Annotated in this window: 17 protein-coding genes; 11 read left to right on the top strand and 6 right to left on the bottom strand. The window is 69.3% G+C overall.

Annotated elements, in window-relative coordinates:
- Window positions 1-13 precede the first annotated feature (13 nt).
- The 5 genes from ACFWBQ_RS27660 to ACFWBQ_RS27640 all read right to left on the bottom strand — a co-directional run bounded on the left by ACFWBQ_RS27660 (window position 14) and on the right by ACFWBQ_RS27640 (window position 4,969).
- Window positions 14-1,195 carry a hydroxylase gene (locus ACFWBQ_RS27660; RefSeq protein WP_385500963.1) on the bottom strand — a complete coding sequence of 394 codons (1,182 nt, stop codon included), beginning with the start codon at window positions 1,193-1,195 and terminating at the stop codon, window positions 14-16.
- Window positions 1,185-2,093: an alpha/beta fold hydrolase gene (locus ACFWBQ_RS27655; protein ID WP_385500960.1), complete on the bottom strand. Its 909-nt coding sequence runs from the start codon at window positions 2,091-2,093 to the stop codon at window positions 1,185-1,187. The genes ACFWBQ_RS27660 and ACFWBQ_RS27655 overlap by 11 nt, the downstream gene beginning before the upstream one ends.
- A gap of 73 nt (window positions 2,094-2,166) precedes the next feature.
- Complete coding sequence (gene dmpG, locus ACFWBQ_RS27650) at window positions 2,167-3,195, bottom strand: 4-hydroxy-2-oxovalerate aldolase (RefSeq protein WP_385500953.1); 1,029 nt, start codon at window positions 3,193-3,195, stop codon at window positions 2,167-2,169.
- Window positions 3,192-4,133 carry an acetaldehyde dehydrogenase (acetylating) gene (locus ACFWBQ_RS27645; RefSeq protein ID WP_385500947.1) on the bottom strand — a complete coding sequence of 314 codons (942 nt, stop codon included), beginning with the start codon at window positions 4,131-4,133 and terminating at the stop codon, window positions 3,192-3,194. Before ACFWBQ_RS27645 ends, dmpG begins: the two co-directional genes overlap by 4 nt.
- A complete protein-coding gene (locus ACFWBQ_RS27640) occupies window positions 4,130-4,969 on the bottom strand; it encodes a 2-keto-4-pentenoate hydratase (RefSeq protein WP_385500939.1) in 840 nt (279 codons plus the stop codon). Before ACFWBQ_RS27640 ends, ACFWBQ_RS27645 begins: the two co-directional genes overlap by 4 nt.
- Before the next feature lie 299 nt (window positions 4,970-5,268).
- Between ACFWBQ_RS27640 and ACFWBQ_RS27635 the strand changes: the two genes are divergently transcribed.
- On the top strand, window positions 5,269-6,939 hold the full coding sequence (locus ACFWBQ_RS27635) for an FAD-binding protein (RefSeq protein WP_385500934.1): 1,671 nt from the start codon (window positions 5,269-5,271) through the stop codon (window positions 6,937-6,939).
- A 43-nt stretch (window positions 6,940-6,982) separates the two neighbouring features.
- Window positions 6,983-7,732, top strand: a complete 750-nt coding sequence (locus ACFWBQ_RS27630; RefSeq protein ID WP_385500928.1) for a hypothetical protein — start codon at window positions 6,983-6,985, stop codon at window positions 7,730-7,732.
- A gap of 17 nt (window positions 7,733-7,749) precedes the next feature.
- Here ACFWBQ_RS27630 and ACFWBQ_RS27625 read toward each other — a convergent pair whose 3' ends face one another.
- Window positions 7,750-9,411 carry an OB-fold domain-containing protein gene (locus ACFWBQ_RS27625; RefSeq protein ID WP_385500915.1) on the bottom strand — a complete coding sequence of 554 codons (1,662 nt, stop codon included), beginning with the start codon at window positions 9,409-9,411 and terminating at the stop codon, window positions 7,750-7,752.
- Between the two features lie 155 nt (window positions 9,412-9,566).
- Here ACFWBQ_RS27625 and ACFWBQ_RS27620 point away from each other — a divergent pair, with 155 nt between their 5' ends.
- From ACFWBQ_RS27620 to ACFWBQ_RS27580, 9 genes are all read left to right on the top strand, one after another.
- Window positions 9,567-10,712 carry an amidohydrolase family protein gene (locus tag ACFWBQ_RS27620; protein ID WP_385500903.1) on the top strand — a complete coding sequence of 382 codons (1,146 nt, stop codon included), beginning with the start codon at window positions 9,567-9,569 and terminating at the stop codon, window positions 10,710-10,712.
- A complete protein-coding gene (locus tag ACFWBQ_RS27615; RefSeq protein ID WP_385500898.1) occupies window positions 10,709-10,909 on the top strand; it encodes a hypothetical protein in 201 nt (66 codons plus the stop codon). The genes ACFWBQ_RS27620 and ACFWBQ_RS27615 overlap by 4 nt, the downstream gene beginning before the upstream one ends.
- 38 nt (window positions 10,910-10,947) lie before the next feature.
- On the top strand, window positions 10,948-11,760 hold the full coding sequence (locus tag ACFWBQ_RS27610; protein ID WP_385500891.1) for a mycofactocin-coupled SDR family oxidoreductase: 813 nt from the start codon (window positions 10,948-10,950) through the stop codon (window positions 11,758-11,760).
- 27 nt (window positions 11,761-11,787) lie between these two features.
- Window positions 11,788-12,681 carry an NAD(P)-dependent oxidoreductase gene (locus ACFWBQ_RS27605; RefSeq protein ID WP_385500879.1) on the top strand — a complete coding sequence of 298 codons (894 nt, stop codon included), beginning with the start codon at window positions 11,788-11,790 and terminating at the stop codon, window positions 12,679-12,681.
- Window positions 12,665-12,853: a ferredoxin gene (locus ACFWBQ_RS27600; RefSeq protein WP_385500852.1), complete on the top strand. Its 189-nt coding sequence runs from the start codon at window positions 12,665-12,667 to the stop codon at window positions 12,851-12,853. The genes ACFWBQ_RS27605 and ACFWBQ_RS27600 overlap by 17 nt, the downstream gene beginning before the upstream one ends.
- 36 nt (window positions 12,854-12,889) lie before the next feature.
- On the top strand, window positions 12,890-14,137 hold the full coding sequence (locus tag ACFWBQ_RS27595; protein WP_385500826.1) for a CaiB/BaiF CoA transferase family protein: 1,248 nt from the start codon (window positions 12,890-12,892) through the stop codon (window positions 14,135-14,137).
- A gap of 298 nt (window positions 14,138-14,435) precedes the next feature.
- The gene (locus ACFWBQ_RS27590; RefSeq protein WP_385500817.1) at window positions 14,436-15,713 is read left to right on the top strand and encodes an ABC transporter substrate-binding protein; all 1,278 of its coding nucleotides are present in this window, start codon (window positions 14,436-14,438) and stop codon (window positions 15,711-15,713) included.
- Entirely contained in the window at window positions 15,713-18,505 is a 2,793-nt protein-coding gene (locus ACFWBQ_RS27585; protein WP_385500798.1) for an ATP-binding cassette domain-containing protein, read from the top strand. The genes ACFWBQ_RS27590 and ACFWBQ_RS27585 overlap by 1 nt, the downstream gene beginning before the upstream one ends.
- Window positions 18,502-19,239, top strand: a complete 738-nt coding sequence (locus ACFWBQ_RS27580) for an ABC transporter ATP-binding protein (RefSeq protein ID WP_385500772.1) — start codon at window positions 18,502-18,504, stop codon at window positions 19,237-19,239. Before ACFWBQ_RS27585 ends, ACFWBQ_RS27580 begins: the two co-directional genes overlap by 4 nt.
- Window positions 19,240-19,262 lie beyond the last annotated feature (23 nt).

Genomic DNA, 19,262 nt, shown 5'->3' with positions numbered 1-19,262 from the left:
GTCCGCCGCCATCTCAGATCAGCGCCTGCATCGGAGCCGGCACCTCAAGTCCCATCTGGGCAAGGGAGTCGGCGTGGTAGGTGGCACCCGGCACATGGATCATGTGGGTGAGTCCCACGTGCGCATCCCGCCACAGGCGCTGGATGGGGTTGTCGCGTCGGATCACATTCCCGCCGGACCGCGCGAAGATTTCGTCCAGGGCGGCAACGGCCCGCCATGCGCAGCGGACCTGGTTGCGCCGGATTCTGGTGCGGTCCGCGATGCTCACCGTCTCGCCAGCGTCGAGACGGTCGTACAACCGGCTGACGCCGTCGACGAGTTGGACCCGACAAGACTCGATCTCCGCAGCGGCCTCGCCGGTGGCGTAGAGCGCGTACGGATCATCGCGCACCTGGACTCCGGTCACGGCCACCCGGTCCCGCTGCAATGCCAGGTGTGCCTCCAGGGCGCCCTCGCAGATGCCGATCACGGCCGCCGTGATGCCCAGCGGGAACATCGTCGTGAACGGCAGCTTGTGCACGGTGTCGGTGGCGCCGTTGCGTTCGGCGGCCGCCCCCGACTTGATGTCCTCCTGGTCGACGGTGCGGTACTCGGGGATGAAGGCGCCTGCGACGACGACGTCCTTGCTGCCCGTGCCCGACAGGCCGATGACGTCCCAGGAGTCGTCGATGATCTCGTAGTCCGAGCGAGGAAGGACCACGTGTAGCACCTTCACCGGCATGGCCGGTTTGCCCTTGCCGTCGCCGGCCAGCGCTCCGAGGAAGACCCAGTCGCAGTGGTCGGTCCCGGACGAGAACGGCCAGCGGCCGTTGAGGACGTAGCCGCCTTCGACCGGTTCGGCGATCCCGTTGGGCATGTACGGCGAGGCGATCCAGGTGTCTTGGTTCTCCCCCCAGATCTCCTGCGCCAGCCGCGGGTCCATCTGCCCGATCTCCCAGGGATGGACCCCGACGACACCGGCCACCCAGCCTGCGGCGCCGTCGTGACGCGCCAGGGCCATCACCGCTTCAGCGAAGTCCCGCGGATGGACCGAGTGCCCACCGAACTTCGCCGGCTGCAGCAGACGCATGACACCCGCGGAGCGCATCAGAGCCACCGTCTGCTCGCTCAGCCTGCCGAGCCGCTCGTTCTCCTCGGCGAGCCCCTTCAGTTGCGGGCCCAACTCCTCGATTCTGTCGCTCACTTCATGCGCCATGTCGCGCACCTCCTGCTTCTTCCGTCGTCCGGGTGAGGAACTCGATCGTCACGCGTTCGAAATCGTTCTTCCGCTCGACCTGCACCCAGTGCCCGCACCGCGCGAACGTGTGCAGTTCGACCTCGGGGAGCTGGCGGGCCGCGAAGTGGGCCTGGTCGTAAGGGAGCATGCGGTCGTCACGGCCCCACAGGAGCAGCGTCGGTGTCGTGACCGTCGAGGCCCGCGTCCACAACGGTGTGTACTTCGCCTGGAGCTGCGGGGAGAACATCGAACCGAGGATCGCCCTGGTCCGGTCGATCACCCCGTCGGCCGTGGCGTTGCGCATGCGTTCGTCGAGCAGCTCGTCGGTGATGAGGCTCTGGTCGTGGACCATCGTGCGGATCCATCCGCGCATGCGCTCACGGGTGGGGTCGTCCAGGAACTCGAACAGACGCAGGAAGCCCTCGCTGGGCTCCGGCGCGAACATACCGACCGACAGGCCGCCCGAGCCCATCAATGCCATCCTGCGCACCCGCTCGGGGTACTGGACGGCCAGCTCCGCGGCGACGGCCCCGCCCATCGAGTTCCCGACGAACACCGCCGACTCGATGCCCAGTTCGTCCATGAAGCGGGCCACCAGACGTGCCGCGACCACCGGATAGACCTCGTCCAGCTTGGGCAGGTCGCTGCCGCCGAAGCCCGGCAGGTCAGGCATGACCGTACGGAAGCGCTCGGCGAACACCGGAAGGTTGTGGCGGAAGTTGGACCAGGCGGTGACCCCGGGACCCGATCCGTGGAGCAGCAGCAGCGGTTCGCCCTCGCCGGCCTCGTGGTAGGCGAAGGTGAGGCCGTCGACGTCCTGGGTCGACCGCGCCGCCTCGTAGCTGGTGGCCTGCTGCGTCGTGTCTGTCGTGCTCATTGAGCTTGTGGTGCTTGTCATGCGCGGACCTCTCAGCTCGGGTTGGTTCGCAGGCGCTGTGAGCTGCGCGGCCTCAGGATCCGCCGCCGCGCAGAATCAGGGCGATGTCGGTGAGCATGTCCTCCTGCCCGCCCACGAGCCGGCGCCTTCCGGCCTCGAGGAGGATGTCGCGGGTATCGACGCCGTAGAGCAGGGCTGCCTGCTCCGCGTGGCGCAGGAAGCTGCCGTACACGCCCGCGTAGCCGATCGTGAGCGTCTCACGGTCGACGCGCACGGGGCGGTCCTGCAGTGGGCGGGCGAGGTCCTCTGCCGCGTCCTGCAAGGCGAACAGATCGCAACCGGTCTCCCATTCGAGGAGGTTGGCGACCGCGACGAAGGGCTCGATCGGTACATTGCCCGCCGCCGCGCCCTGCCCTGCGAGGGAGGCGTCGACGCGTACGGCGCCTTCCTCCACCGCGGCGAGGGAGTTGGCAACCGATAGGGAGAGGTTCTCGTGGGCGTGGATGCCGATCTGGGTCTCGGGGGCGAGGACATCGCGGTAGGCGCGGACGCGTGCCCTCACGTCGTCGACCGTCAGACGGCCTGCCGAGTCGGTGATGTACACGCAGTGCGCACCGTAGGACTCCATGAGCCGTGCCTGGGCAGCCAGTTCGGCCGGTTCGGCCAGGTGGCTCATCATCAGGAAGCCTGCTACGTCCATCCCGAGCTCGCGCGCCTCGGCGATGTGCTGCGCCGCGACGTCCGCCTCCGTGCAGTGGGTGGCGATGCGGACCGAGCGCACCCCGAGCTCGTAAGCCTTGCGCAGTTCGGTGACCGTGCCGACACCCGGGAGCAGGAGTGTGGTGATGGTCGCGCGCGTGCTGTTCGCGACCGCGGCCTCGATCCACTCCCAGTCGGTGTTGCTGCCGGGCCCGTAGTTCAGGCTCGCCCCCGCCAGGCCGTCGCCGTGACTGACCTCGATGGCCGCGACGCCGGCCGCGTCGAGCGCGGCGACGATCCGGCCGACCTGTTCGGGCGTGATGCGGTGCCGGATGGCGTGCATGCCGTCTCTGAGCGTGACGTCCTGGACGTAGATCTGCTTCTTCGCCTGCGTCTTCGTCATGCCGCCCTCCGCGTCACGCGCTCGGCGATCTTCTCCGCGACCCGCTGGGCGGCGGACGTCATGATGTCGAGGTTCCCGGCGTACGCGGGCAGATAGTGTGCCGCGCCCTCGACCTCGAGGAACACGGACACCTTGGTGTCCACGGGACCGGGCCGGTCCGGCAGGAGCGTCGTGGCCTCGCCCGCCTCGATGGGCGTGAACTGCACCTCCTGTACGAGCCGGTAGCCGGGCACATAGGCCGCAACCTCGGCGACCATTCGCTCGATGGAGGAACGCACCTTGTCGTGGTCGGCCCCGCCGATCAGGCAGAACACCGTGTCCCGCATGATCAGCGGCGGCTCGGCCGGATTGAGGATGATGATTGCCTTGCCGCGCCGGGCGCCGCCGACGCTCTCGATCGCGCGGGCCGTGGTCTCGGTGAACTCGTCGATGTTGGCCCGGGTGCCGGGACCGGCCGAGCGGGAGGCCACCGAGGCGACGATCTCCGCGTACGGCACGTCGGTCACCTGGGAGATCGCCGCGACGACGGGGATGGTGGCCTGACCGCCGCAGGTGACCATGTTGATGTTCGGGGCGTCGAGGTGCTCCTCCAGGTTCACCGGGGGGATCACATACGGCCCGAGCGCCGCCGGGGTCAGGTCCACGAGTCGTCGGCCATGGGGCGCGAGAAGTCGCGCGTTGGCTTCGTGCGCGGCCGCGCTGGTGGCGTCGAGCACGATCTGTACATCCTTGAACTCGGCCATCTCGATCAGCCCCGCCACCCCGCCCGACGTCGTCGCGACCTTCATCCGGGAGGCGCGGGCGAGGCCGTCGGAGGCAGGGTCGATTCCCACCATCGCGATCACCTCGAGGTTCGGCGAGGTTCGTTTGATCTTGATGAGCAGGTCGGTTCCGATGTTGCCGGAGCCGACGATCGCCACTCCCACGCGATCCGTCATCCGTTGTCCTTTCCTGCCCGCCCTGCGGGTCCTGGGTTGTCCGAGAAGTGCGCGGTGACCGTGCCCAGCGGTTCGATGGACACCTCGAAGACATCGCCCGGCCCAGCCGTCACCATCGGTCCGAGGGCACCGGAGAGCACCAAGTCCCCGGCGCGCAAAGGGGACCCGAACTCGATGGCGGTCCGGGCGAGCCACGTCAGTGCATGCAGCGGATCGCCGAGGCAGTCCTGGCCGGTGCCTTGGGAGACCACCTCGCCGCTTCGCCGCATCACCATCCGGACCCGCACCGGCTCGAATTCGTTGAGCGGACGGCCCTGGTCCCCGATCACGAAGACCCCGGACGAGGCGTTGTCGGCGACGGTGTCCGTGATGCCGATGTGCCAGTTCTCGATCCGACTGTCAACGATTTCCACCGCGGGGTAGGCCAGGTGAACTGCGGCGCGTATCCCGGCGGGATCGGACGCATCGGGGATGTCATGGCCGAGGAGGAAGGCAACCTCACCCTCCGCCTTGGGCTGCAGCAGTCGCTGGTAGGGGATGAGCTCGCCGTCCCCGTACCGCATATCGTCAAAGAGTGTACCGAAATCGGGTCGGTCGACCCCGATCTGCGCTTGCACCGCCGAGGAGGTCAGCCCGATCTTGCGGCCGATGATCCGGGCCCCTGCGGCAAGCCGGCGCTCTGTCGTGACCTGCTGGACTGCGTACGCGCGAGCGATGTCGCTCGGGCCGATCAGGTCGGCCACTGGGGGGCAGGGCATGCCCGTACTGCCGGCTCGCGCCAGGCGGTTGGCCGCGGCGGTCACCGACGGTGCCGCGGGGGCTTCGTCCGTCTTCATGGCCCTCATGATGCTCTTCGATTCGCGAAATGAGTACCCCTAATACATATTGACAGCGGTCTCGGGTGCGACCACCATCCGTGCAAGTGCTCGTTGGCGGTCGGCGGCGTCGCTCTGGAGTAGAGCCTGGGACGTCGTCGTTTTGGTGCGCCGGGTGCACCCACTGGAAGAGTCGTCGGCAATTCGCAGTGCAGTGAGGCCGTCTTACCCATTCGTCGGTGAAGTCCACTCAATGGTGGGTGTCGATGTGTACAGGGGATCGCCTGCCGCCCGGCTGCGAACCAATGAGGAGGTCAACGATGACGCTCAAGGACGAGGACGGGCAGCCCCCCGTTCAACGGCAAGGCACATCGGCGGAATCGGCGGATTCGGCGGAAGGGGGAGAAGAGGTCTACGACGTTGTCTTCGTAGGATCGGGCGGTGGCCTCGTCGGCGCCTATGTGGCGGCGTCGCGTGGACTGCGCACCCTCGTCCTGGAGAAGACCGACCGGGTCGGCGGCACCGTCGCATACTCGGGCGGCGGCGTGTGGTTCCCCGGCTCGGCTCCCCTGCGCCGGGCGGGCATCGACGACGACACCGCGAGCGCCAGGGCCTATCTGCGTGGCATCGTCGCCGACCCCTCCCGGGAGCGGCTCCAGGACGCGTATCTGAAGGCGGGCCCTCAGCTCATCGACGAGCTGGAGCAGAACGAGTGGTTCCAGTCGTTCGTATACGGGCCCGTGCCGGACTACTTCGCGTCACGTCCGGGCGGGACCACCGAAGGGCGGACGATCTTCCCCTCGGATCTGCCCGCCGAGCGGCTCGGGACACGTGCGGAACTCGTCCGCGACTCCCTCTACACCGAGCGGTGGTGGGACGCGGAGCCGGGGCAGAACCTCGGCGGCGGCCGAGCGCTCATCGGGCGGGCCCTGGGCGCGTTCCTGGACACGGGCAACGGAACGCTCAAGCTGAACACCGCACTGCAGAGTCTGGTGGTAGAGGACGGCAAGGTCGTCGGCGTCGACGCAGTGAGCGAGGGCAATTCTGTCCGATTCCGTGCCCGGCGAGGAGTGATCCTGGCGGCGGGCGGCTTCGAGCGTGATCGCGAACTGCGCGAGAAGCACCAGCCGGCGGCCCACGGCGGCCAGTGGAGCAACGGCGCCCCCGGCAACACCGGGGATGCCCTGAAAGCGGGCATCGCGATCGGCGCCGACACCGACCTGCTCGACGAGGCCTGGTACGTGCCCGGTCTTGTCCAGCCCGACGGCTTGCCGTTCTTCCACACGGGCACCCGCGGCGGGATCTGGGTCAACGGCGACGGCGAGCGCTTCGTCAACGAGACGCGCCCTTACGACCAGGCCGGACACGAGATCGCCCGCCTGCACACCAGCACCGGGGTCCGGCACGCGCCCTGCTACTGGATCCTCGACCAGCGCCAGATCGACAGGGACAGCTTCGGCGGCGCGCCCGGCCAGCCGGTTCAGGAGGAGTGGTTCACCTCGGGCGCGCTGCGCAAGGCGGAGACCCTGGAGGAGGTGGCCAAGCTCGTCGACGTACCCGTCGAGGCGCTGCGCCAGACCATCGAGCGGTACAACAGGTTCGCTCTCAGTGGCGTCGACGAGGACTTCCATCGCGGCGAGAGTGCGTGGGACCAGATGTTCCACTACACCATCGGCTTCCCCGCAGGTCCCAACTACCCGATGCAGCCCACCCCGGACTGGCCGAACTCCCTGCTGATGCCCCTGGACACTCCGCCGTACTACGTCGCGACCGTCGCCCTGTCCGACATCGGCACCAAGGGCGGCCTGAAGACCGACGAGCAAGCGCGCGTGCTGCGCCCGGACGGCAGTGCAATCCCGGGCCTGTACGCGAGCGGCAACACCGCGGCCCCGATGTCGGGACGTGTCTACCCGGGCGCCGGAACGCCGATCGGGTCGAGCATGGTCTTCGCCTACCTGGCGGTGCTCGACCTTCTCAGCGCGTCGGCGTGACCCGCAGATGGTCCACCCCGTACGAGATCAAAGGAGATCCGTCATGGAACACGCCCGGTACATGAGACTTCAACGTGCCTCCGCCTGGTGCGGGTTCATCCTGTTCGCAGGATTCCTCCTCGCCTACTCCGTCGGCAACATCCTCAGCCCGATGGACCCGACCATGGACGCCCAGGACGCCGCCGACTTCCTGATCGAGAACCAGACGCGGATTCTCGCCTGCGTAGCGATCATCGTGCTGACGGTTCCGTTCGAGTACCCCTTCGTCGTCGTCACCAGTCTGCAGATGCGCAGGATCGAAGGCGGCTGGGGCCTGCTGTCGATGACGCAGGTCCTCACGGGCGTGGTCGCACCGATCGGGTTCTTCTTCCCACTGGCGATCCTCTCCGCGGCCGCGTACCGGCCCGAGGAGCACTCGCCCGAGGTGCTGCTCGCGATGACGGACATGTTCAACCTCATGTACGTCGGCAACGCCTGCATCTTCGTGCTGCAGGTATGGTCGATCGGGTACGCGGCGCTTATCGACCGCAGGGAGAAGCCGATCTTCCCGAAGTGGTTCGGCTGGCTGAACATCGTGCTCGGGATCGTCCTCATCCCGGGGGCCTTCGTCTACCTCAACAAGACCGGCCCGCTCGCCTGGAACGGTCTCCTCGCGTACATGCTTCCCTCCGCGGCCTACTTCATCTGGAAGATAGCCACCCCGGTCATGCTGCTGCGCGCGGTCAAGCACGAGGAGGCGGAGACCGCAGAACAGGCCGCCGGGCAGGAGGCGGCCCGGGTCGCCTCCTCCTGACCGAGGGCTGCCGGGCCTCACGCCCGGCGCAACAGCATCGCCCCGGACGGCACCCCTCCACCCGAGGTCACCACCGCGACATGGGCGTCCTCCACCTGGCGCCCGTGGGCCGCGCCGCGCAGTTGCAGCATGGCCTCGCGGACGAATCCGTACCCGTGCAGGCGGCCGGCCGAGAGCTGGCCGCCGTGCGGGTTGAGGGGGAGGGCGCCGTCCAGGGCGATTGTCTTGCCTCCGGCGATGAAGTCGGTCGCCTCGCCGGGGCCGCAGAAGCCCAGACCTTCCATCCAGGAGAGCGCGTTGAACGTGAAGCCGTCGTAGAGCAGGGCGACGTCGACATCCGCCGTGGTGAGGTCGGTCCGGGACCACACATGGGTGGAGGCGCCGAAGGACTGGGGGGTGTGAGTCAGCGTGTCCTGGTCCCAGCTCAGCCGCTCCAGGATCGCCGAGCCCACCGCCTCGACCAGGACCGGGGGACGGGGCCGGTCCGCCGCGGTCTCCCGTGCCGAGACGATGACGGCCACCGCGCCGTCGCACGGCACGTCGCAGTCGTAGAGCCCGAACGGGGTGGTCACCGTACGGGCCGCGAAGTAGTCGTCCAGGGTGAGCGGTTCGCGGTACAGGGCCTCGGGGTTGCGTGCCGCGCCGGCCCGGGCCGTTATGGCGATGGCGCCCAGGGCGTCACGCCCCACGCCGTAACGGTGCATGTAGTGCGAGGCGTTGCAGCCGATCCACTGTGCGGCCGACATCGCCCCGAAAGGCGCCCGCCACTCGTACATCCCGGTGGCACGGCCGTTGTCCGTCTGCCACCGGCCGGAGCGCACCAGTGCGGTGTGCGAGGACTCCCAGACAGTACGGAAGCACAGCACGTGCCGGCACAGTCCGGAGGCGACGGCGAGCATGCCCGCGGTGATCGATCCGATCTGCCCTGGCAGCTCGCTGCCTCCGTTGATCCACGTGGGACGCAGCTGAAGTGCCTCGCACAGTGCCGTGATCCCGCCTTCGCTCATCCCGCTGGGGGACACCGCGGGGTACGTGGACAGGCCGTCGATCTCGTCCAGTTCGAGCCCCGCGTCCTCGATCGCGGCCAGGCACGCGTCCACGGTCAGCGCCACCGGGTCGACCATGAGCCTGCGGCCCACGCGGGACTGCCCGACCCCGGTGAGGGCGACCGCGTCCTCGTACTTGCGCTGCGTGGCCATGGGCCGCAGGGCGGTACGGACCGCACGCGGCTCGGGCAACGGGCCCGGACCCTCGGCGGCCTCCGCCTCCCGGTCCGACTCGAAGAGCGGCACGTACAGATCGTCGTGCTGCTCGAAGCGCACTCGAACCCGCATCCCGATGTGCACCTCGTCCGGCTCGCACCCGACGATGTTCGTCGTCAGGCGGGCCCGGTCGTCCTCGACGAGCGCGACGACGGCCACCACGTACGGCGGCGGGAACGACGGCAGCCAGGACTGTTCGGTGACGCTGAACCCGACCACGACCGCCTTGCCAGAGGTGGGCGCGAGCCCCACCGAGTGGCTGCGGCACGAGGGGCAGACGGGCAGCGGTGGGTGGAAGTGCCGGGCGCAGTCGGCGCATCGGGTGATCCGCAGGACGCCGTCGGCGCCGGATCGCCAGAACGCGGCGCTGGAGAGCGTCGGTTGAGGCAAGGGGCGCAGGGGTGGGTCCTCGGGCATGGGGTGTCCTCTCGTGTAGATAGGTGACCGCAATAGAGGGCCGAGGCGGTCGGTCCACGGCCAACTCGCGCAGGACGCGTGTAAAAGGTATACGCAATTAAGAGCCTGTTGTAGAGTCCCGACCCGGCGCATCTCTCCGAGGAAGGGGCGCGACGATGCCGTTGCAGCCATGGATGAAACTGCTGTCCACCGACGACCACCTGATCGAGCCGCCACGGTTGTGGTCGGACCGACTGCCCGCGAAGTACCGGGAGGCGGGACCGCGGATCGTGGAGCAGGCGCGGGGCGAGGGCCAGGCTCCGGCCGAGGTCTGGACGTACGAGGGTCGGATCTATCCGTACATCGGACTGAACGCGGTGGCGGGAAGGAGCCCCGAGGAGTTCGGCATGGAGCCGACCCGCTACGACGAGATGATCCCGGGTTGCTACGACCCGAAGGCCCGCCTGCGGGACATGGATCTCGACGGGGTGTGGGGGGCGCTGTGCTTCCCGTCCTTCCCGCGCTTCGCCGGCACGGTGTTTCTTGAGGGGCAGGACCCCGAACTCGCCCGCCTGTGCGTGCAGGCGTGGAACGACTTCGTGCTCGACGAATGGTGTGCCGCGGGGCCGGACAGGCTCATCCCACTGGTGATCCTGCCCCTGTGGGACGTGCAGGCGTGCGTCGCCGAGATCCACCGGACCGCCGCCAAGGGGGCCAAGGCGGTCTCGTTCCCGGAGAACCCGGCTCCGCTGGGCCTCCCGTCGTTCCACACCGACCACTGGGACCCGGTGTTCTCGGCGCTGGAAGAGACCGACATGCCGCTGTGCCTGCACTTCGGCACCTCGGGCAAGCCACCGAAGACCGCTGAGGACGCGCCGTTCGCCGTGACGATCGCGCTCTTCGGTTGCAACTCCATGTTCGCCACCGCAGACCTGCTCTTCTCGCCCGTGCTGCACAAGCACCCGAAGCTGAAGATCGGTCTGTCCGAGGGCGGCATCGGCTGGATCCCGTATCTGCTGGAGCGCAGCGACGGCACCTGGGAGCGGCACCGCTTCTACCAGAACATCAATCAGAGCGTGCGGCCCTCGGAGCTGTTCAACAAGCACTTCCACGGCTGCTTCATAGACGACCGGTTCGGCGTGGAGGTACGCCACCACATCGGGGTCGACAAGATCACCTGGGAGTGCGACTACCCGCACTCCGACTCGTACTGGCCCAAGAGCCGCGCCTACGCGGCCGAGGTACTCGCGGACGTCCCCGACGACGAGGTGCACCAGATCGTGGAGCTGAACACTCGGCGCCTCTACAACTTCCCCGCATGAGCCGCCGACCGGAGTCCGAACGTTCGGACTGGACGGATCTGGACCTGCTGACGCGCGAGGAGGCCGCGGGTCGGCTGCGTGCGGAGATCTCCGAGACGCAGGAGCGTCTCGCCGGGGCACGTGACGCGGAGCGCGTGCTGCTCGAAGCCCGGCTGCGTGCTCTGCACGAGGCGGCGGACGAACTGGCCACGCCCTGAGGGGCGTGACCGCTGAACTCACACGAACGGAGTCTGACATGGGGCGAGTTGAGGGCAAGGTCGCACTGATCACCGGGGCGGCCCGGGGACAGGGGCGCTCCCACGCCGTGCGGTTGGCGCAGGAGGGAGCGGATGTCGTCATCACCGATGTCTGCCATGGCATCAGCGACGCATTGCCCTACCCCCTGGCGACCAAGGCGGAACTCGAGGAGACGGCCGAGTTGGTCAGGGCGACGGGCCGGCGGTGCGTCGCCGTTGAGGCCGACGTCCGGTTCTTCGCCGAGATGCGATCCGCCGTCGACGCGGCGACAGTCGAGTTCGGGCGGCTCGACGTGGTGGTCGCCAACGCCGGTGTGATGAGCTCCGGCCGCGCCTGGGAATTGTCCGAGGAGGCCTGGGACGTCGTCGTCGACGTCAATCTCAAGGGCGCCTGGAACACGGTCCGGGCCGCCGCACCCGGCATGATCGACGCGCAGTCCGGCGGCTCGATCGTCATCACCAGCTCGGCGGCCGGCATCCGGGGACACGTTCCCTACGCCCACTACGTGGCCAGCAAACACGGCGTCGTCGGCTTGATGAAGGCGCTCTCCAACGAACTCGCCCCCCATCGGATCCGGGTGAACACCGTGCACCCCACCGGGGTCAGCGACACCGGGATCACCGTCGGTGAGCCGGTGGAGGAACTTGCCGCGCGCGAACCGCTGTTCGCTCTCGCTGCCATGAACCCGCTGGCGCCCTACGTCGAGCCGCGAGACGTGTCGAACGCCGTCCTGTTCCTGGCGTCGGACGAGGCGCGCTATGTCACGGGCCTGCAGTTCACCGTCGACGCGGGGTCGACGAACAAGCCGTAGCGACGCCTCACATCTTATGGAGCGCAGATGAGCGCAGTCCGAACGATCGGATTCCTGGGAGCCGGACACATTGGCGAGCCGATGGTGGAGCGCGTCCTCGCGGCGGGTCACCCGGTACGGGTGTACGCGCGCCGGCCCGAGGTCAGTAGCCGCCTGGCCGCCCTGGGCGCCGAACTCGTGGACACCGCCCAGGACCTCGCCGCCTGCGACGCCGTCGTCAGCTGTCTCTATGACGACGCACAGATGCTCGACGTGCTGCCCGGGGTCGTCGCGGCCCTGGGCCCGCACACGGTTCTTCTTTCGCACACCACCGGGGCACCCGCGACGCTGGACCGGCTGGACGGGTACGCACCCGGCGCGCGGGCGGCGATCGTCGACGCCGCGTTCAGCGGGACGGCCGAGGCGGTCCGCGCCGGACGCCTCACCGTCTTCCTCGGAGGGGAACCGGCTCATGTGGCGACGGCGCGGGAGGTCGTGGCCGCCTACGCCGCCCCCGTTGTGGCGACCGGTCCCCGGGGCTCCGCGCTGCGCGTCAAGCTGCTCAACAACCTGCTGTTCGCCGCGATCAGCCAGGTGACCCTGCGCGGACTGGCGGCCGGCCGGGCGATGGGCGTAGCGGAGGACGCTCTCCTGGAGGCACTCTCGGTCAGCAGCGGAGGGAGCGCTGCGGGTGCGTACATCGCCGCCCGCGGTGGACCGGAGGGGTACGTCGCCGCTGTCGCACCGTTTCTCCGCAAGGACCTGGCGGCCTGTCGCGACACGGCCGCCCAATCCGGCGTGGACCTCGCCCTGTTGCTGGGAGCGGCGCGGGACGGGCCGATGGACCTCGGCGAGATCACCGCCGCGGGGAAGTCACCGGGAGCCACCGGGACCGACCGAGACCCACAGAGAAGGGAGCAATTCGGTGAAGATCACCATTGACAAGAACCTGTGCTCCGGACACGCGCGGTGCGCGGCCGCCGCCCCGGAGCTGTTCGCACTCGACGACAGCGGCTACGCCCTGTCCTTCGACGGGGAGGTACCGCCGGAACAGGAAAAGGCGGCCCGCGAGGGCGCGTGGGCCTGCCCCGAACGCGCCATCGCCGTCGAGTGACACACCTCGACTCCTTCTCGGATTCACCTACACAGCATGGAGGCTGACGCAGTGCACCGACCGATGGAGGGTGTACGGATTCTGGAGGTGGCGCAGTTCACCTTCGTACCGGCGGCGGGCGCGGTGCTCGCGGACTGGGGCGCCGACGTCATCAAGATTGAGCACGCCGAGCGGGGCGATGCCCAGCGCGGTCTGGTGCGCGTGCTCGGGCAGGAGGCGATGAGCAAGGGCTCCTCCTTCTTCCCGATCATGGAGGGCCCCAACCGCGGCAAGCGCAGCATCGGCGTCGCCCTCGAAAGGCCGTCCGCACGGAGGGTGTTGGAGGAGCTCGTCCGCTCCAGTGACGTCTTCCTCACGAACTTCCTGCCGGGCGCCCGGGCCAAACTCAAGATTGACGTCGAGGACATCAGGGCCATCAACCCCGACATCATCTACGTACGGGGAAGCGGCTTCGGCGCCCGTGGACCGGAACGCGACAAGGGCGGTTACGACAGCACCGCCTTCTGGGCGCGGGGCGGCAGCGCGGCCGGAGTAACCCCGCCCGGGGCCGACCGGATGACGCGGATGCCGGCGGGCGCGTACGGCGACTCGATGGGCGGGATGACCATCGCCGGCGGCATAGCCGCAGCGCTGTTCCAGCGCCAGCGCACCGGTGAGCCGTCCGTCATCGACGTGTCACTGCTCGGCGTGGGCGCGTGGGCCACCCAGTACCTGGTGAACCGGGCCCTGATGGTGGGCGGCCCGCTTCCCGTACAGGAGCAGCCCAAGCACGGATCGGCGGCCAACCCGCTGATCGGTGCCTACCGGACCGCCGACGACCGGTGGCTGGAGTTCTCGATGCTCCAACCAGGCCGGTACTGGCCGGAGTTCTGCCGAGTCGTCGGCCGAGAAGACCTCGCCTGCGACGAACGCTTCGACAGCACCGAGAAGATCATGGCCAACGCCGCCGAAGCCGCCGACATCGTCGCCGAGATCGTCCGGCAGCGCCCCTTCGCCGAGTGGACCGAGACCCTCGCGCGGGGGGAGGGGCAATGGGGCGCCGTACAGAACGCCTGGGAAGTCGGCCAGGACCCGTCCCTACGGGCGAACGGGCTGATCGCCCAGGTCGTCGACGCGGACGGCAGGGAACGTGAACTCGTCGCAAACCCCGTTCAGTTCGACCAAACCCCGGCGTCACTCACCCGCGCCCCGCAGTTCGCCGAGCACACGGACGAGGTGCTGCGTGACATCGGCCTGAGCGACGAGGAGTTGCTCCAGTTGAAGATCGACGGCGCGGTGACCTGAGGACCTGGTGACAAACCCCCGGCCGGGCGGTCACGTCCTGGCACCAGCGCCTCCGGCGTTGTCGTCGGTCGCCGACGCTCCGCGTCGACTCCCTCCTCCGCCTTGGATTCGCAGGCGCCAGACCGCGCCCGCTGATCCGACCGGGGGTTTGTCACCAGGTCCGACCCACCCCAGCAGGCGGACGCCTGCTCTCCTCTCTCATCCCAGGCGGCACACGCGGCGGCGCGCTTCGGCCTGCCTTCCCGTGTCGCCGCTCGCCGCGAGTGCGGGACACTCGCCGACACTTCGGGAAGCAGACATGATCGAGTCAGTCAGGCGTGCCCTCTCCTCCCCTCGGCAGCGTGCGTCGATCGCGCTGGCTGCCGTCGCAGCCCTCCTGCTGGCGGGGTGCGGGCAGGAGAACGACACCGACACCAAGGCAGGCACGGACACCCCGGCCGCACTCTCCAGTGCGTTCCCGGGGAAGAAGGCCGGCGGCACACCGGTCAAGATCGGTCTCATCACCAACGAGGGCGGCGCGGGCATCAGCCAGCCCGAGACCCGGGAGGCCGCCGAAGCTGCCCGGCGCTACGCCAACGACAACCTGGGCGGCATCGCGGGCAGGCCCATCGAGTACGTGATCTGCAAGACCAAGGAAGAACCGGCGACAGCCCGGGACTGCGCGAACCGGATGGTCGAGCAGAAAGTGGCCGCGGTCGTTCTGACCAGCAGTGGCCTCGGCGACTCCATGGTGCCGATCGTGACCCAGGCGGGCATTCCCTGGACGACCGCCCTGGCCACCAGCGGCGCCGAGGGCACGAGCACCCTCTCCTACTCCTGGACCGGTGGGTTCCCGGCGTCCATGACGGCGATGGCCGAGTACGCCAAGAAGCAGGACTACAAGAAGGTCGTCACGTTCGTCATCGATGTCCCCTCCGCGGTGGGCGGTGCCCAGTCCATCGGTAAGCCGGTCTTCGACAAGGCAGGCATCGACCTGCGGATCGTGAAGATCGCGGCGGGCACACCGGATGCCTCTCCCCAGGTCAGCGCCGCGCTGCAGAACGCACCGGACGCAGTTGCAATCATCGGTGAGTCGACGGTGTGTACCTCCGTGCTCCAGGCGATGGCCACACTCGGCGGCTCCATCCCGCGGATGATTCTTCAGCCGTGCACGGCCCCCGCGGTCGTCGATGCCGTCGGGACGGGTCTGGACGGGGCGCAGGTGTTCAGCAGCTTCGACGTGGCCAGCAACCATGCCGAGGCTCAGCTCTACCGCGCGGTGATGACGCGCTACAGCCCCGACACCCCGAACGGTGGCTACGCGGCCATCGGGTACCAGGGCGCGCTCGGCCTGGTGCGTGCACTGGAGGGTCTGAGCGGCGAGGTCACACCGAAGACCGTCGCGAAGGCGCTCGACTCCGCGAAGGGCGTCGCGCTGCCCGCGGGCCACGGCACCACATTCACCTGTGACTCCAAGGCGGTGCCGGATCTCAAGGCGGCCTGCTCGGCCAAGGAGGTCACCGCCACCCTCAACGGCGGCAAGCTGGAGAAGGTAGAGGTCATCGACCCCGCACCGCTCTTCGAGCAGGCCGGCTGATGGACCAGTACCTCGTCTTCCTCTTGCTGGGCCTGGGCAACGGGGCCGTGTTCGCCGCGCTGGCCCTCGCCCTGGTCCTGACCTTCCGCAGCTCGGGCGTGGTCAACTTCGCCACTGGTGCCATCGCGCTGTACAGCGCGTATACGTATGCGTTTCTACGCAAGGGCGAGCTGCTGGTGCCGATACCTGGCCTGCCGCGCACCGTCGGCCTCGGCGCAGAGCTCGGGCTCTTCGCGGCCATGGCGCTCACGCTGCTGCTCGCGGCAGCGTTCGGGGTGGTGCTGTACGCCTTGGTCTTTCGCCCGCTGCGATCGGCTCCGGCGGTCGCCAAGGCCGTCGCATCGATCGGTGTGATGCTGGTGATCCAGGCCTTGCTGGTCACGCGGGTCGGCACCGCACCGGTGTCGGTGAAGGCGATCCTCCCCAACGACTCGGTGGAATGGGGCGGTTCACGCATTCCGGGCGACCGGCTCTGGTTCGCCGCGGTCGTCGTGGCGCTCACCGTCGCCCTGGCGCTGGTGTTCCGGCTGACCCGGTTCGGCCTGGCGGCCCGGGCCGCGGCGGAGACCGAGAAGGGCGCCCTGGTCAGCGGGCTCTCCCCGGAGCGGATCGCGACGGTGAACTGGGCCCTGAGCTCGGCCATCGCCGCCCTGTCCGGGATCCTCATCGCGCCCATCGTGCCGCTGGTGCCCCTGTCGTACACCCTGTTCATCGTCCCCGCCCTCGCCGCCGCCCTCGTCGGAAACTTCACCGCGCTGATCCCGGCCGTCGCCGCCGGGCTCGTCATCGGCATGTTCCAGTCCGAGCTGCAGTTCCTACAGGTCAAGTGGTCGTGGCTGCCACAGACCGGACTGACGCAACTGGTACCGCTCGCCCTGATCCTGGTGTACCTGGTGGTACGCGGACGGCCGCTGCCCACCCGCGGCACGGTGATCCGGCAGACGCTGGGGCGGGCTCCGCGCCCCGAACGCATACTGGTCCCCGCTCTCGGATTCACCGCACTCGGCGCCGCCGTCCTGTTCGCCACCCAGGGCAGCATCCGCGCCGCGGTGATCACCTCGCTGACTCTGGGTGTGATCTCGCTGTCGCTGGTGGTCGTCACCGGATTCGCCGGGCAGATCTCGCTCGCCCAGCTCACCCTCGCCGGGGTCGGCGCGTTCAGCCTGAGCCGGCTCACGGCGGACTGGGGGATCCCGTTCCCGATCGCACCGCTGCTCGCGGCCGTCGCGGCCATGGTGATCGGCGTAGCCATCGGGCTTCCCGCGCTGCGCATCCGCGGGCTGCCGGCGGCGGTGGTGACCATCGCGCTCGCGGTCGCCGTGGAGGCGTTCTGGTTCCGCAACACCGACTTCAATGGCGGGCTCGACGGCGCGAAGATCCCCTCGCCCCATCTGTTCGGGGCCGACCTGGGTATCGGGGCGGGCGAGGGGTATCCCCGCATCCGGTTCGGGCTGCTGTGTCTGGTGGTGCTGTTGCTGGTCGGTCTCGGCGTGGCGTGGCTGCGCCGCAGTCGGCTCGGCGCCGCCATGCTCGCGGTCCGCGCCAACGAGCGGTCGGCCGCCGCAGCGGGCGTCGACGTCTCGCGCACGAAGATCATCGCTTTCGCGATCGGCGCCTTCATCGCCGGACTGGGCGGCGCGCTGCTCGGTTACCAGCAGACCGTCGCCGACCCGGAGATGTTCACCGCGATCGGTGGCCTCGGCCTGTTCGCCACCGCGTATCTGGCGGGCATCACCGCGTTGTCCGGCGGCGTGGTGGCCGGGGTGATGGGAGCGGGCGGCCTGTTGTCCGTCGCCCTGGACCGGGCGCTGTCCATGGGGGAGTGGTACAGCGTGATCATGGGCGTCGGCCTGGTGCTCACCGTGATCACGAACCCCGAGGGTCTGGTAGGCCCGGCACACGCGCTGGCGGCCCGCCTGCGCCGCCGGACGCCCACGGACGACCGGGCAGGTGCTGCCGTGACAGACACGGACACCGACCCGCGCTTCACCGCCGACCGGTTGGCACCCGAACCGGCATCCGAGCCGGCGCCCGAACCGGGAGCCGTCGTCCTGGCGGTACGCGACGTAGGAGTACGCCACGGAGGTGTCGTCGCACTCGACGCGGTCTCCTTCGATGTCCGCTCCGGCGAGATCGTCGGGGTCATCGGGCCGAACGGGGCGGGCAAGACGACCCTGCTCGACGCGGTCAGCGGATACCAACGAGGTACCGGGGCCGTGGAGTTCGACGGCCGCGATCTCGCCGCGCTCGCACCGCACCGACGCAGCCGGGCGGGGCTCGGGCGCACCTTCCAGGGCATCGAACTCTACGAGGACCTGAGCGTGGAGGAGAACGTTCTGGTCGGCGAGAGCGCGGCCCGCCACGGCGGCGCCCACATCGGCTCGACCGAGGGGCCACAGCTGCGCAGCCGCCTGTTCGAAACGCTGCACCTGAGCAGCCACCGAGGACGGCCCGCGCGTGAACTCTCGCAAGGAAGCAGACAGCTGGTGTCCATCGCCCGAGCGCTGGCCGGACGCCCCCGTCTCCTGCTCCTCGACGAGCCCGCGGCCGGCCTCGACAGCTCCGAGAGCCGCTGGCTCGGGGAGCGGCTGCGCGCCGTGCGGGCCGCCGGGGTGACAGTGCTGCTCGTCGACCACGACATGGGACTCGTACTCGACGTGTGCGACCGCATCGTCGTACTCGATCTCGGCACGGTGATCGCTCAGGGAACACCCGCCGAGATCAAGGCTGATCCACGGGTTGCCGCCGCCTATCTCGGCGCGGCACGGGCACAAGAGGAGGGCGTACGGTGACGACAGCGACCGCGCCGGGACAGGCGCTGCTGGTGTGCGAGGGCCTGGAAGCCGGCTACACCAAGGGACAGCCGGTGGTGCGCGGGTTCGACCTGCGGCTGCGGCCCGGAGAGGTCACGGCCCTCCTCGGTCCCAACGGGGCAGGAAAGACGACCCTGTTGCTGACGCTGGCGGGGCTACTGCCGAGCCTGGGCGGTGCCCTTGCCCTGGGCGGTGAATCCGTCAGGGGTGGCCGGGCCCGCGAGATGGCGCGCAGAGGACTGGTCCTGGTACCCGACGACCGGGCCCTGTTCACTCAACTGACCGTGCGGGACAACCTGACGCTCGCCCGGCGGCGCGGCGGCAGCACCGTCGACCAAGTCCTCGACTACTTCCCGGCGTTGGGAAAGCGTCTGAGAGTCGCGGCTGGGCTGCTCTCCGGCGGGGAACAGCAGATGCTGGCTCTGGGACGCGCCCTGATTCAGGACCCGCGCGTCCTGCTCGTCGACGAACTCAGCATGGGGCTCGCCCCGGTGATCGTCGAGGAGCTACTGCCGGTCGTCAGGCGCATCGCCGACGTCACCGGCGCCGCGGTTGTCCTCGTGGAACAGCACGTACAGCTCACCCTGGAGGTGGCGGACCAGGCGGCCGTGCTGGTCCACGGCGACCTGGTGCTCAGCGGGCCCGCCGCGCGGTTCGCGACGGACCCGGGGTTGTTGGAGCGCGCCTACCTGGGGGAGCCGGCGATGCGGTGACGGCCCGTCGGTCGACGGTGGGC

The organism is Streptomyces sp. NPDC060035 (assembly GCF_042736635.1).
Taxonomy (GTDB): Bacteria; Actinomycetota; Actinomycetes; order Streptomycetales; family Streptomycetaceae; genus Streptomyces.
This window is presented reverse-complemented; position numbering and strand designations above follow the sequence as displayed.